The organism is Bacillus sp. DB-2, assembly GCF_003315125.1.
In the GTDB taxonomy this organism is placed as follows: Bacteria; Bacillota; Bacilli; order Bacillales; family Bacillaceae_G; genus Bacillus_A; species Bacillus_A mycoides.
The window spans coordinates 85,864-100,260 of record NZ_QNRN01000017.1; the positions used below are offsets into that span (position 1 = coordinate 85,864).

Below are 14,397 nucleotides of genomic sequence, written 5' to 3' on the forward strand. Positions count from 1 at the left end.
CTTTTCTTCTTCACTCTATTAGGAGGTTTAGGTGAATGACATTTTGGCAGTTTGCCTTTAAAAACGTAACAAGGAACGCCAGAGCTTATTTCGCCTATTTTGTAAGCAGTGCGTTTTCCATTGCAATTTTCTTCTCGTTTGCAGTTTATTTATTTCATCCTAAATTGCATATGACAGGCGTGAATGCTGCTCTGAACATATTAATGACAATCTCAGAAGTTGTCATTGTATTCTTTTCATTTTTCTTTTTACTATATTCAATCGGTACTTTCTTAAAAGTACGAAAAAAACAGTTCGGGATTTTAACAGTACTTGGCATATCTCCAAAGCAGTTAAAGAGGCTTGTATTTCTAGAAAACATGTTAATTGGTGGCCTATCCATATTTTTCGGCATTCAATTTGGCCTTGTCTTTTCACAGTTCTTTTTATTAGTTACCGCCAAAATTACGCATGTGCCTGGTTTATATTTATATTGGTGGCCTACAGGTGCTATCATTTTAACTATAATTATCTTTCTTGGACTCTTCATTCTCGTATCATCTTTTACACCGATGCTAATCCGTACGAGAAAAGCTGTACGTCTTTTAAAAGAAGGAACAAAACAAAAAGAAAGAAAAGCATCTGTACTCATCTCTCTCTTTGGTGCGATATGTTTAATATCTGGATATGTTTTAGCAGCAAACCCGCTATATTTTATTTCACTAGGAGATATCGCTGGGCTTTTGTACGCTGCCTCCTGTATATTTGTCATCCCATCACTTGCTGCAGCTGGGACATATTTTTTCTTCTCACAAATTAGCTTCTTACTCATTCGCATATTAAAGACGAGAAGAAAATTTTATATGAAACGTATTAATATGCTTTGGATTTCTGATTTAGCAACCCGTATTCGGACGAATATTAACATGCTCTTTATTGTGACGATGTTATCGACACTCGCTTTCACAATGATTACATTCTTATATGGGTTTGGGAAATTCACAAAGTTTGATGAAATAAGGCAAAACCCTTTCCCGTTTACTTATTTATCACATACTGAAAATACGTTAGCTGATGAACATTTAAATTGGTTAGAACAAAAATTTAACGAAGAGCATTTTACTTATAAGAAATTTAAAACGGATATATATGAAGTATCTTCGGCGGAAGAAAGCCCGCAGCTCTATTATGCAATTAAACAAAGTGACTATAATATACTGGCTAAGGCGTTAAATTGGGAAACTCTCACAGTGAATAAAGACGAGTCTTATATATTAATTAAAGATTTAGATGCTCAAGTCATTGGAACGCTTCATAATAAGGAAAAGAAAAACACTCTTACACTTACTCAAAACTCTTTACCATTGCAGGTTAAAGACTATACAAGTTATAGCCCGTTCCCAATTGGTTTAGTACCTCAATTAATCGTACTATCTGATGAAAATGTAGAAGCATTATCATCTATTTCGAAACAAATGAGTGTATATAGCTTCAAAGTTATGGATTGGGAAAAAGCATATAATATTGGTTCAGCATTTATAACAAAAATCGCTAACGACAATGCGGCGATTCAAGCAGAACATCCACCGTTCCACGCAAGTGAAGCAAGTGACTCTTTATACAACAAGAAACTAAATGTTGCTTCCTTTTTCTTAATCGGAACTTTCCTTGGCGTTATTTTCTTTATTGGTGCTGGCAGTGTTCTTTACTTCCGAATGTATACAGATTTAACAAATGAGCAAGAAAAATATATAACGATTACAAAAATTGGTTTAACAGAAACTGAGATGAAGCAATCTGCTACAATCCAACTTGCTATTTTATTCTTCGTCCCTTACATTATGGCATCCATCCATACGATGTTTGCGACAAAGATGCTACAAGATGTATTAAATCTCTCGTTCTTCGCTGAAATTACAGTCGTGCTTATGATTTTTGGAACGGTTGAAATTCTCTTTTTCCTTTTAATTCGTTCCTTTTATATGCAAAAGTTATCACAACATATTAAGTTTTAATAATAGAAAGGTGATTATTATGGAAGAGGTATTACACATAAAAAACGTCTCAAAAGTGTATGAAGGAAAAGTCCCTCATACTGCTTTAAAAAATATAAATTTACACGTAGATAAAGGTGAATTCGTTGCGATTATGGGACCATCCGGAAGTGGGAAATCCACATTTTTAAACGTTATTTCGACTATCGATTCACCTACTTCTGGAGAAGTCGTTATTAACGGAAAACAACCGCATACATTCCGTAGAGAAAAGTTAGCTATTTTCCGCCGCCAAGAGTTAGGTTTTGTTTTCCAGAACTTTAACTTATTAGATACACTAACAATTGGTGAAAATATCGTATTACCTTTAACCCTAGATAATGTTCCTTTAAAAGAAATGGACGAAAAACTCGATAACATTTCAAAAAAGCTTGGAATTGATCATATTTTGGACAAACGTATTTTTGAAGTTTCTGGAGGACAAGCACAGCGTACTGCAGTAGCACGTGCCGTTATTCATAACCCTTCTCTTTTACTAGCTGATGAACCGACAGGAAACTTGGACTCAAAAGCAGCTATCGATGTAATGGAACTATTTACGAAGTTAAATAAAGAAGAAGATGCAACAATTTTAATGGTTACGCACGATCCTTTTGCAGCTAGTTATTGTAACCGTGTTATTTTCATTAAAGATGGTGGGCTTTACAATGAACTACACCGCGGATTATATCGCGAGAAATTTTATCAAGAAATATTAGATGTCCTAGCATTACTAGGAGGAAGACGTGGATGACATTTTGGCAATTCGCATTTAAAAATGTCTCTCGTAATTCTAAAGCATATTTCGCCTACTTTGTAAGTAGCGCTTTTTCTATCATGGTTTTCTTTTCATTTGCTGTTTATACCTATCATCCGCGCCTACAAAATGTTCAGAGCTATCAAGAACGAGATACCCTGATGAACTTAGCTGGTTCAGCACAGTTTGTCATTGTCTTGTTCTCATTCTTCTTCCTGCTTTATTCACTTGGAACATTTTTAAATGTAAGGAAGCAACAATTCGGGGTATTAACCGTTCTTGGTATATCAAAAAAACAATTAAAGCGACTTTTATTTACTGAAAATATGATAATTGGAATACTGGCTATTTTTGTTGGTATACAAGGCGGGCTTGTGTTTTCTAACTTTTTCTTACTAGTTACTTCTAAATTAACAGGTGCGAAAGGCCTCTACTTATATTGGCCTACAAAGGCAATTATCGTTACAACATTAACTTTTATTATTTTATTTTTCATCGTTTCTACATTTACACCGATGTTCATTCGTACTCGTAAAACAATTCGACTAATTAAAGTTACTAAAAAAGAAACGGAAGAAAAAAGACCATCAATAATAATCTCGTTGTTTGCCTTAATTTGTTTAGGACTATGCTATTATATTGCTGGTTATCCGCAAGGCTATGTAACGGAAAAAAATGTACAAAATGGATCTGTATTCTTTATCATATTATCTATTTTGCCACTCGTAGTAATCGGGACATATTTTTTCTTTTCACAAACATTTCTTCTCTTCATCTTCATTTTTAAAAAAAGAAGAAAGTTTTATATGAAACAAATAAATATGTTATGGATTTCAGATTTAGTTGCTCGTACTCGTAGTAATATTAATGTACTTTTTATCGTTTCTATGTTGTCTGCACTTGCATTTACAATTATTATTGGGCTGTTTGCTGCTAATAACAATACAAAGGCATCGGTATTAGAGCGATATCCTGTCCCCTTTACGTATACATCAGAAGGTGAAAATTCCCTAGAACAAAAGCACATTACTACAATTGAAACTGAGCTTACAAATGCTAATTTTCAATACAATAAGTATAAGTTTACAGTTTTAAAAGATACAGCTTTAAAAGAAGAGATTGCGCTTATGAAAATGAGTGATTATAACTCGATTGCTAAGCAATTACAGAGACCAGAAATAGCTCTTGATTCTACACAAGTTTATATTATTTCTCGTCATTCACCAGCGCTCTTAAATCTTGTATCAAATCCATTTGCAAAACAAGATACAATTGCAATCGGATCTAATAAAAAAGAATTTCATATTAAAGGATTTATTAATAAAGGGATAGAACCATCCTTTGCATTCCCCCATTTAATTGTTGTACAAGATTATGTTTTTGACAATATGATTCCTCATATTGAAACGACCGTAATCTATAACTACTTCGTAGAAAACTGGGAAAATGCAATGGTTCCAACAAAAAATATGTTACGTGCTATTGGTGATGATGCACGTGAGTTCTACGAAAAACATAAAGAAAAGAAAGCGCAAGTTCCTTTCTACATATATACGGCTACTGATGAACTAGTTCACGGTAAAGAAGATGCAATTGCTAATTTCTTTATTTGGGCATTTCTCGGCTTTATTTTCTTTATCGGAGCAGCTAGCGTTTTATACTTCCGTATGTATAACGACTTAACGACTGAAAAACAAAAGTACATTACGATTACAAAACTCGGCTTAACAGAATCGGAAATGTTTCGTTCTGCAACGATTCAGTTAGGAATTTTATTTTTCATTCCTTATATAGTTGCTGGTATTCATACAATATTTGCGATTAAGTTTTTACAAAGCATGTTTTCTTTCTCTTTATTAAAAGAATTAATCATTATACTTACGTTGTTCGGGATTATCGAGATCATTTTCTTCTTCTTAATCCGTTCTCTGTACATTAGTAAATTATCACAGCATATAAAAATATGAATAAAATGGCCTTGTGCATATTGCACAAGGCCATTTTCAATAGTTTTTAAATAATTAGCAGCAATATCCACCATAGCCGCCGCCATAACCGCCGTAACCACCATAACCGCCACCATAACCGCCGCCTCCGCCGAAGCAGCTAGCACCGATAATGATTAATAAAATAAACAATACGATTAGAAGCGCAAAACCGCCTCCGCAGCCACGTCTGCGATCGAAATCATCACATCTGCGGTCGCAATCATCATGTCTGTGTTCACACTTTTCGCCCATTATTCTATTCCTCCTTTAGTATCATTCATAACAAGTTCTTCTTGCTCTAAATGAGGGGATTCCATTTATATTATGTTTTCAGGGCAAATCGGAAGCTTGGCACTCCTAAAAACGGGCTTGTTTCATGAAAAGAGCCCCAACACAAAAAGAGGATACCTTTAAATAGGCACCCCCTTCTTCTAAACAAACATATTAAGTAAAAGCGCAAAGCCGAATGCAATAAATGATAACAATGTCTCCAGCACCGTCCACGTTTTAAACGTTTCTTTTACTGTCAAACCTAAATACTCTTTTACAAGCCAGAATCCTGCATCATTTACGTGAGAAAACATTAATGAACCTGCACCGGTTGCAATAACGAGTAATTCTAAATTTACACCAGACATGTGCTGAATAACCGGTGAAACAATTCCAGCTGCTGTCGTTAATGCTACAGTAGCTGAACCTGTTGCAATTCGGATTAATCCCGCTACCATGAACGCTAAGACGATTGGTGATAATGAAATATGTTCTGCCATTTGAGCGATGGCTGTTCCAACGCCGCTTTCAATTAATATTTGTTTAAATCCACCGCCTGCACCAATTATTAAAATAATGGAACCGACAGGTAGTAAACTTTCATCTGTTAATTTTTTAATCATCTTTTTATTAATTCCTTGTTTTATACCAAGCAAATAAAACGCTGCGAAACATGAAATAAGTAAAGCGATTACCGGACTTCCTACAAATACTAAAAATTCAGTTATTTTTTTCGGTAATGAAATATATGGTGCGACTACTGATAAAATCATTAAAACTACTGGTAATAAAATGATAAAGAATGAAGCTTTACGACTTGGCAAATCAGTAGATACTGTCGTAACTCGAACAAGCTCCGGTTCATTTTCAGGTATAACCCTCTTATGTACCCACTTTGCAAATACCGGTCCTGCGATAATTGCTGTTGGTAACGCGATAATTAATGAATACAATAGTACCTTTCCTAAATTCGCGTTATAAATCCCGATTGCTGTCATCGCACCTGGATGCGGCGGCACTAGCCCATGTACAATCGATAATCCAGCAATAACAGGTAAAGCAATTAACAATATATTTTGTTTCGTTGTTTTTCGAATTGAAATAACAAGTGGTAATAAAATGACGATTCCCACTTCAAAAAACACTGGAATCCCTATAACAAATCCGGCGAATAACATAGCCCAAGGTAATTTTTTCACCCCGAAGAATCGAATGAAGAAATCTGCTACTTGCATGCCAGCCCCTGAATCAGACATCATTTTCCCTAAAATTGTTCCGAGAGCCAAAATACCAACTAAATGCCCTAGTACACTACCAACACCAGTTTCATAGGCAGTAACAATTTTGGTCAAGTTCAACCCAGACATAATAGCTAAAAATAGACTAGCAACTGTTAGACTAATAAACGCATGCCATTTCCACCATGATACCCCTAAAATAACAATTGCGATCGCAATTAACGTGACGATTAATAAGTATATATCCATATCCCATTCCCCTTCGATATGAAATTTTTTTACAAAAAAAGAGGGAATTGGTCCCTCTTCATTTTTTACACATCATAATTTACAACGTAATGCTGCATTTCCGTATTGTAGTAGCCTTCACTATATTCAATTACTTCGCCAACTTCATCGTAAGAATAGCGCATACGTTTTAATAACGCTGTTCCCTCTTTTTCTCCTAACGCTTCTGCAACGAAATTAGGCGCAAATCCAACAGCGAATTCATCTCTGAAGTTTTCTAAATGTATACCACGGTCCTCGACTAGATCATAAAGCGATTGTAAGTCAAAGTCCGCTAAGTCTGTACTTGCCATTTGTGCTGAGAAATAGTGCGTATAATGAATGTACGGAGTATCATTTAAAGCATATAGGCGCTCAATACGAAAACTCTCTTTACCAAATAAACGAAATGGTACTGTTCCTTCTTCATTATGAACCACTTCTGCCTTTAGCAATTTCTTTTGTACTTTATAGCCTTCTTCCACTAACACTTCTGTAAATTTCTTTCCCTTTGAAAGCTTTGTCGCAGAAGTATTTCGAATGACTTTCGTTCCTTTACCACTTTTCTTTTCTAAATATCCTTCTTGAACGAGTTCTTTAATTGCGTTTCGCACTGTAATTTTACTCACTTTGAACTCTTCTTCTAATTGTGGTTCAGAAGGAATATTTGTATGAATGGCATAAACACCATGTAATATTCGATCACGAATAATATTTTTAATTTGTAAATATAATGGACCTCTTTTTCTCGTTACGTTCACCGTTACACCCACTACCTTTCTATATCACCTACTGATGCCGTCATTGCCCGGAGTATATCTTTCTCTGATGACATTGGCGTATCACCGACGATTGTATGTGCAAGCATTCCAGCTGCTGACGCAAATGAAACAGCTTTCTCTGGTGCAAACTCTTCTATCTCGCCATGAATAATTCCGCTCGTATAAGCATCTCCAGCACCTATTCTATCATATACAGAAAACGTAAGTGTTTTGGCAAAAGTGAACGTCCCATCTTTACATATGAATCCGCGAAGTGAGTGTGTATTATCGCTATTAATAGAACGATGTGTCCCAGCAATTGTAGCGATATTATATATTTCAGCGACTTTTGGAATAAGATCAACAAGCTGTGCTTCTCGCTCCGTCTCTTCCGTTTTCATTCCGAGAACAAACATCGCATCTTTTTCATTCATCATTACAATATCGGCAAGGCCTAGCATTTCTTCATAATGAGGTTTCGCCTGTTCATACCCATCTTCTCCCCAAAGCGATGGACGATAGTTGCAATCGAAAACGACAGTGCCTCCATTTTCTTTAACTGCCTTCGCCAAAGATTTCATATGATGGCGCACAGTATCATTCATAGCAAGGGTAATCCCGCAAAAATGAACGATATCAATTTCTTTTGCGATTTCTTCAAATTGGTACATCTCTTCACATGCCGTATTGAAACTACTTTCTAATCGGTTAGAATACGTAACGCGGCTTGCGCGTGCGCCAAATCCATTTTCCAAAAAGTACATGCCCACATATTTACCGCCTCTTGAAACAAGCGGTGCCTGAATGCCTAACTTTTGAATATGTGATACCGCAGCATCCCCAACAGAGTTTTCCGGTAAAGTTGAAATAAGAAAACCTTCATGCCCTAGATGAGAAAGTGCTGCTGCAACGTTCACACCTGTACCTGAAAATGAGTAATTTAATGTGTTTGCTTGCGATAGCAATTCATACCCTGGCACTTGCAGGCGCATCATAACTTCACCGAATGCTGCAATTTTCTTACGCATATTGATCAACTAACTTCTTCACGACCGCTAGTAATTCACGAACATCTTCTGTTTTCGTATTACCAGTTTCTTTATCAATAATAGAAGAGTACACGTGCGGGATAACTTGCTCTACGTTTGCTTCTAATGCAATACGTACAATTGTTTCAAAGTTTTCTTTATCAATTCCGCCTGTTGGCTCTAATGCAAATCCTTCTTCCGCACATGCTTTCGCAACAGCGCGATATTCTTCTTCATGCGCTAAACCTTTCATTGGGAAGTATTTCAATGAATTCCCGCCCATATCACGTACAAGTGCGATAGCTGTTTTAATTGGAACTATTGCTTTCTCTTCTCCAGCTGCACTAATTGGACCAGTAGAAATATTTACGTACCCTACTTTTCCTGTAGGTGATACTAAACTATTAATCCAGCTACCTTTTCCGCCAAGATTTGCGCGCGTCGCTCCAACTGAAGGGAACACTTGGTTAATATGACTACCAGGATAATGCTTCGCAATTTCAGCTACAACTGCCGCTTGGCGATTATCTCCTGCTCCAAGTCCAATTGATACAGCGTCATCAATTTCTTTTCCGTATGCTTTCATTGCAGTTACTGCTTCTTCTACTGTCGGATAGTCTTTTGATAACACACCGACTACTACATAACCTTCTGCTGCTTCAAAAATGTCTTTCGCATTTCGGATATTGTTCGCTAATACATTTAATGCTACGCGGCCTTTATAAAAACGTTTTTGAATGTTTGTCATCTTAGTTTCCCCCTACAATTTCTCTCATTTTTTCTTCAATCACATGTATGTCATCGCCTTGAAGTGGACGTGGATCAATATCAAAGAACCCTTGTCTTACTCCGTAATCACGTGTGTAAATGGCGATTTCCCCTTCGCGTAACACGGTCACAACATCTTTTGCAGTTTTATTTAATTCGTTCTCGTTAATATGAATACGCGCTCTAAAAATTGCTCTTCCAGCTTCATCTTGAACGATTGTTACATTTACACCGTTTAACTCTTTCAGCGGCATAAGCACTTGTAACAACTCTTTTTCTTGCTCACTCTTATCTTCTTTTACTCCGTACTCATCAAGCGCTTGAAGTAAACCGAAAGTTGTTTCTTTCCCAACTTTCATACTTCTACCGCTGCAATGTAATTGCACTTTCAGCCACTCGATATATTTTCGTTTCCCGCCGACAATACCAGAAGTAGGTCCTTCAATTGCCTTTGAACCGCTATAAATGGCTAGGTCTGAATACTTCACATATTTTTGAATATCTTCTTCTGCTGCTGCATCAACGATAAGTGGTACATTATTTCGCTGCGCTACTTCCCACGCTTCTTCAACAGAAATCATATTTTTTTGCACTGCATGATGCGATTTCACATAAAGAATAGCTGCTGTATTTTCGCCAATTGCATCTTCAATATGCTCCGCTTTCCCTTCATTTGCGTAACCTACTTCAACGAGCTTACCGCCGCCTAAATAAATCATCGTTTCAACAGGAGCACCGTATTGAACGTTATGACCTTTTAACATAATCACTTCGTTTTTCGCGATTACTTCTTGATGAAGTCTTTCACTTTTACGGCGATTTCCTTCTGTAACGATACCAGCGATAGAAAGTGCAATTCCGCTTGATGCTGAATTTACAACAACTGCTGCCTCTGAATCTAGAATTCTCGCAATATGGTCTCCCGCTTTATCTACTAAATCAGCAATTTCTACATAATTTTGTCCACCATGTTTCATCGCATCCATAACTGTATCTGTAGGAGCGGATACACCTAAAATACTCATTCTACCGCTCGCATTAATAACTCTTTTTAATCCGTACTTAGCATTCAATGAATGTCCCATTGATTACAACCCCTTTCGTATCAATTCTTATTTCAGCAATGCGCTGATCCCCTTCTGAATCAATTAACGTAATCGGTTCATCTTTCACCGTAAATAAAGTTAAGTTTGCAATATCGCCTTCTTGAATACGACCAAGCTCTGGTTTTTTCAGCCACTCTGCCGCATTTTTCGTAACTGCATCAATTACTTCTTCTAGCGGATAACCTAGGTAAAGGAATTTCGAAAGAACGTTAGCCATACTGTAAGCTGGACCGTGTATACGATTCTTCCGGTAAATATCTGTACTAATTGTATTAAGGGCAATGCCGTAACGCTTCGCTGCCTCTGCTACTTTAAAAGAAAAACTAGCATTACCATGCCCAACATCTAAATGAACACCGCGTTTCACTGCATCTAATAAAACAGATATCGGTTTTCCTTCTTCATCAAATAAATTATTTTCTTTCCCGTTTAAGTAATGTGTAATGACATCATCTTTTTCTAAAAGAGGTACAACTTCCTCTATACGCGGAGGAGCTGAACCGATATGTACCATAATCGGTAATGATGTTTCACGAGATAAAGAACGCGCTACGTGCAGCGGTTCAATTCCGCTATCACAAACGACACTTTTACTCATTCTCGCCTTTAATCCAACGATTACATCTTTATACTTTTCTACTGCATCTATTACTTTCTCTTTATCTATCCATTCCATATTGGATAATTCATCAATTCGTTTCAAACCGATGCGAGAAATATTTAAAAAGGCAAATAAATTCGTTTTTGCCTGTTCTCTACTTTGTACTAAATCTGCGATACGATCAGCTCCGCAGCTTCCCGCATCAACAATTGTCGTTACCCCTTGCTTAACGCCAATTTCATCTACCTCATCGCCATACGGATCAAACTCTGGAAAAGCATGAACGTGCAAATCAATCCATCCACTCGATACGTAAGTACCTGAGTAATCAAGAACCTTTTCGCCCTCGCCAAAACCAGCTTTCGTCACCTGTCCGATTTTATTATTTTCAACTACAATGTCAATCTCTTCCCCGTTCACACGCTTCACATTACGTAGCACGAATCGTTCTGTCATTGTATTTCCACCCTTTTCTATAAGAAGCCATAAGAATACGCTTACATTAAAATTTCATTTTATATCTCTTTCACATATTTAGAGTATCACGAAAAAAAAGAAAAGTAAATATAACGTTATAATGTTTAATGGTAAATAAAAAAACAATCCACAAAATGTTGATAGTACAGGAAATTATATCAATGATTCGACAAGGAATATCGATTTACCGACAAAAAACGGCAATCTATTTCTTATATGCCAAAAGACTGACCCAAAACGGACCAGCCTTTTTCTCTATTCTTGAACAGTCACAATAACCCCGTCCATATTGTTCCCCGAAATTTCATATTGCTTATTTACTGGAACATTCACGTTCATACGATCTGAAACTTTATAATAAGAAACCGTATATTTCTTACCTTCAACCTCAGTTGAAACTTCTTTTTCCTCTTTTAAGAAGTCCAAATATTCCTCTAACGTAATCTTCTTTTTTTGCATAATTGCGCTATGTGGTAAGCCGACATAACGTATGTGCCACGGCTCATATTGAATGCCCGTAATATCACTTTTATTTTTCGGATAACGTAAAACAAATCCGTGCTTCCATACGTTCTCTTCAATCCATTTTCCTTCAGGAGCTTTCTCCATTTTCTTTTGAGTAGACCCAACGTCGAGTGATAACCCTAAATTATGTTCACTATATCCTGCTGGAAGTGCATAATCAGATCCCATTTCTTTATATAATTTACTTTGTTCTTGAAAATCTCGGTAACCGCTACTCATTAAGAAATGCTGTACTCCATCTTTCCCAGCTGCATCGACAACGTTCAAAAACTTTTTTACAACACCCTTTGATAAGCGAAGATTTCTATCAAATATTACATAGCCTCTTACTAATTCACTATTGTGATTTACATTTATAATATCGGACCTAACACTATCTTTTTTAACCGGGTAATCTTTATTAACTAATAATAGATCACCTTTATAAATTTGTTCCTCTGTAACCTCTATCTTTTCAGTGTTCGCGGCTTTTACTTTGTTATCTTTTTCTGCAATTTTAACATCGATCTCCTTTTGAAATACTGGTAATATATAAAAGCCTACACATGCTGTACATACTATAAAAAGAGAAATAAATACCCACTTTTTCATTTCTAGTTCCTCCTTAACGTAACTTACGTATAGAATAGAAAAAACTATTAAAATAAAAAGTGGGGTAAAGTTTAAATTTTTATTAAATTGCTTTGCTCTCTTCTTTTGGTAATCTCACTTCAAATATCGTTCTAATTACGTTACTTTCAGCAGAGATTGTCCCATCATGCTGTTCGATAATATTTTTTGCGATAAATAGCCCAAGGCCTGTTCCGCCCTGTTGCTCTGACCTCGCCTTATCACCTGTATAAAACATATCAAATAAATATGGTAAATCCTCTTCTGGAATGCTATCTCCGTAATTAATAATTTGTACAACTACCTCTTCATGATCAATATATCCGTTCACATCAACAAACTTTCCATCGTATCCATAGCGAATCGCATTCGTTAAAAGATTTTCAAATACTCGAGCTAACAATTTCCCGTCACCGTTAATAGGTAAATGCGAATCCATATTCAATCTCGCTTCTAAACCTTTTTTTTCTAATAACGGATATAATTCTTCATCTAACTGTATAAGTAATTCACTTATATCAATTGGTCTTTTTTCAATTTGCAACATGCCATAATTCATTCTCGTTATTTCAAATAATTCATCAATTAAGATTTCAAGCCTTTCGGATTTCGTAAAAGCAATTGTGGAAAAATGTTTAATTTGTTCCTTCGTCAAATTCTCATCTTTAAGAATTAAATCTAAATACCCTAAAACAGATGTTAGCGGCGTTCTTAAATCATGAGCTAAGTTGACAATGAGCTGATCTTTACTACTTTCCGCAAAGTCTCCTCGTTCAACCGCTTCTTTTAATTTTTCACTTGCTACATTAATTTCGCGTGCGATATATCCAAACTCATCATTTGATGAAACACGAACTTGATTTGAAAAATCTCCGTTCGCAAGATGATGAATCCCGTTCGAAATCTCATCAAAATATTTTAAATACGGTCTAGTAAGAAAGAAGAAAAACATAATGGACAGAGGAATAAATACAATTAAAAAGAAATTAATGTCCCCAATTTGTCTTACCATTGAACGAAATTGGGCTAAAGGATCCTCATAACGAACTGCTAATTTATAATAGAGACGTAGCCCCTCATAAATTAAATACGTTACGCCACCAGCTAATATCATACTTAACGCAAATAGCATAATCATCTTCGAGCGAAAGCTTCTCATCGTTTTAGCCATTGAAAGTATAACCTACCCCCCACACTGTTTTTATTAACTTATCCTTTCTTTTATCTTCCCCAAGCTTTTTTCGCAAAGTACGGATATGTACCATAACTGTATTTCCACTTTCGTAATACCCTTCAGCCCATACTTGCTGAAAAATATTTTCCACACTGTACACTTTCTTCGGATGACTTGCTAATACATATAAAATATCAAATTCTTTTGGTGTTAATTCAATTGGCTCTCCGTACACATTTACTGTTCTTCGCTCAGGATCAATAGCGACTCCGCCTATTTCTAAAGCAGATTTATTCTCCGCTACTTTCGGCTGATTTAACGTAAGAAATCGGCGTAATTGTGCATTTACACGTGCGACTAATTCAATCGGTGTGAAAGGCTTTGTCATATAATCATCTGCACCTAATACAAGACCTGTCACTTTATCAAAATCAGATGTTTTCGCACTTAAGAAAATGATTGGCATGTGGTGCTTGCGGCGAATCTGCCTCGTCACTTCATATCCATCCATTTTCGGCATCATAATATCTAAAACCACTAAGTCAATTGGCTGAGTTTGAATAATATGCATGGCTTCTTCTCCATCAGCTGCTTTAACGACGTGGTAACCCTCTTTTTCTAAATGTATCTCAATTAAATCAGCAATTTCCGCTTCATCATCAGCTATTAAAATTGAAATGCGCTTCATTTTAGTCCCCCTACTTTATTCTGTTTTCATACGCTCGATTTTAAACTAGTCTATCCAATTTGTACACTAAGAAAAGGCTACCCGTAAGAGTAACCTTGATAAATGAAATTATATCGGCGATTTTTTAA

General features: G+C 36.1%; 13 protein-coding genes. 3 read left to right on the forward strand and 10 right to left on the reverse strand.

From position 1 onward, the window contains the following. Window positions 1-35: 35 nt before the first annotated feature. Genes DET63_RS25075 through DET63_RS25085 form a run of 3 tightly spaced genes read left to right on the forward strand, consistent with a single transcriptional unit; the run spans window position 36 to window position 4,736 of the window. A complete protein-coding gene (locus DET63_RS25075; RefSeq protein ID WP_016127570.1) occupies window positions 36-1,994 on the forward strand; it encodes an FtsX-like permease family protein in 1,959 nt (652 codons plus the stop codon). A 19-nt stretch (window positions 1,995-2,013) separates the two neighbouring features. After that, a complete protein-coding gene (locus tag DET63_RS25080; RefSeq protein ID WP_002164884.1) occupies window positions 2,014-2,766 on the forward strand; it encodes an ABC transporter ATP-binding protein in 753 nt (250 codons plus the stop codon). Continuing rightward, window positions 2,763-4,736 (forward strand): FtsX-like permease family protein, encoded by a 1,974-nt coding sequence (locus DET63_RS25085; RefSeq protein ID WP_113938193.1) that lies wholly within the window; start codon window positions 2,763-2,765, stop codon window positions 4,734-4,736. The genes DET63_RS25080 and DET63_RS25085 overlap by 4 nt, the downstream gene beginning before the upstream one ends. A gap of 54 nt (window positions 4,737-4,790) precedes the next feature. On the opposite strand, the gene DET63_RS31095 is transcribed toward DET63_RS25085, so the two are convergent. The 10 genes from DET63_RS31095 to DET63_RS25135 all read right to left on the reverse strand — a co-directional run bounded on the left by DET63_RS31095 (window position 4,791) and on the right by DET63_RS25135 (window position 14,269). Further along, window positions 4,791-5,009 (reverse strand): YjcZ family sporulation protein, encoded by a 219-nt coding sequence (locus DET63_RS31095; RefSeq protein WP_016127572.1) that lies wholly within the window; start codon window positions 5,007-5,009, stop codon window positions 4,791-4,793. 179 nt (window positions 5,010-5,188) lie between these two features. Continuing rightward, on the reverse strand, window positions 5,189-6,514 hold the full coding sequence (gntP, locus tag DET63_RS25095; protein ID WP_002143553.1) for a gluconate permease GntP: 1,326 nt from the start codon (window positions 6,512-6,514) through the stop codon (window positions 5,189-5,191). 65 nt (window positions 6,515-6,579) lie between these two features. Continuing rightward, window positions 6,580-7,305 carry a GntR family transcriptional regulator gene (locus DET63_RS25100; RefSeq protein ID WP_002015828.1) on the reverse strand — a complete coding sequence of 242 codons (726 nt, stop codon included), beginning with the start codon at window positions 7,303-7,305 and terminating at the stop codon, window positions 6,580-6,582. Next, entirely contained in the window at window positions 7,305-8,321 is a 1,017-nt protein-coding gene (locus DET63_RS25105) for a sugar kinase (protein WP_113938194.1), read from the reverse strand. The genes DET63_RS25100 and DET63_RS25105 overlap by 1 nt, the downstream gene beginning before the upstream one ends. Further along, the gene (gene dagF, locus DET63_RS25110; RefSeq protein ID WP_113938195.1) at window positions 8,314-9,069 is read right to left on the reverse strand and encodes a 2-dehydro-3-deoxy-phosphogluconate aldolase; all 756 of its coding nucleotides are present in this window, start codon (window positions 9,067-9,069) and stop codon (window positions 8,314-8,316) included. The genes DET63_RS25105 and dagF overlap by 8 nt, the downstream gene beginning before the upstream one ends. A 1-nt stretch (window position 9,070) precedes the next feature. Beyond that, on the reverse strand, window positions 9,071-10,174 hold the full coding sequence (locus tag DET63_RS25115) for a DgaE family pyridoxal phosphate-dependent ammonia lyase (protein WP_113938196.1): 1,104 nt from the start codon (window positions 10,172-10,174) through the stop codon (window positions 9,071-9,073). After that, on the reverse strand, window positions 10,152-11,252 hold the full coding sequence (locus DET63_RS25120) for an amidohydrolase/deacetylase family metallohydrolase (protein WP_113938197.1): 1,101 nt from the start codon (window positions 11,250-11,252) through the stop codon (window positions 10,152-10,154). The genes DET63_RS25115 and DET63_RS25120 overlap by 23 nt, the downstream gene beginning before the upstream one ends. 276 nt (window positions 11,253-11,528) lie before the next feature. Further along, on the reverse strand, window positions 11,529-12,389 hold the full coding sequence (locus tag DET63_RS25125) for a M15 family metallopeptidase (RefSeq protein WP_113938198.1): 861 nt from the start codon (window positions 12,387-12,389) through the stop codon (window positions 11,529-11,531). Between the two features lie 82 nt (window positions 12,390-12,471). Further along, window positions 12,472-13,578: a HAMP domain-containing sensor histidine kinase gene (locus DET63_RS25130; RefSeq protein WP_002164874.1), complete on the reverse strand. Its 1,107-nt coding sequence runs from the start codon at window positions 13,576-13,578 to the stop codon at window positions 12,472-12,474. Beyond that, entirely contained in the window at window positions 13,571-14,269 is a 699-nt protein-coding gene (locus tag DET63_RS25135) for a response regulator transcription factor (RefSeq protein WP_113938199.1), read from the reverse strand. Before DET63_RS25135 ends, DET63_RS25130 begins: the two co-directional genes overlap by 8 nt. Window positions 14,270-14,397 lie beyond the last annotated feature (128 nt).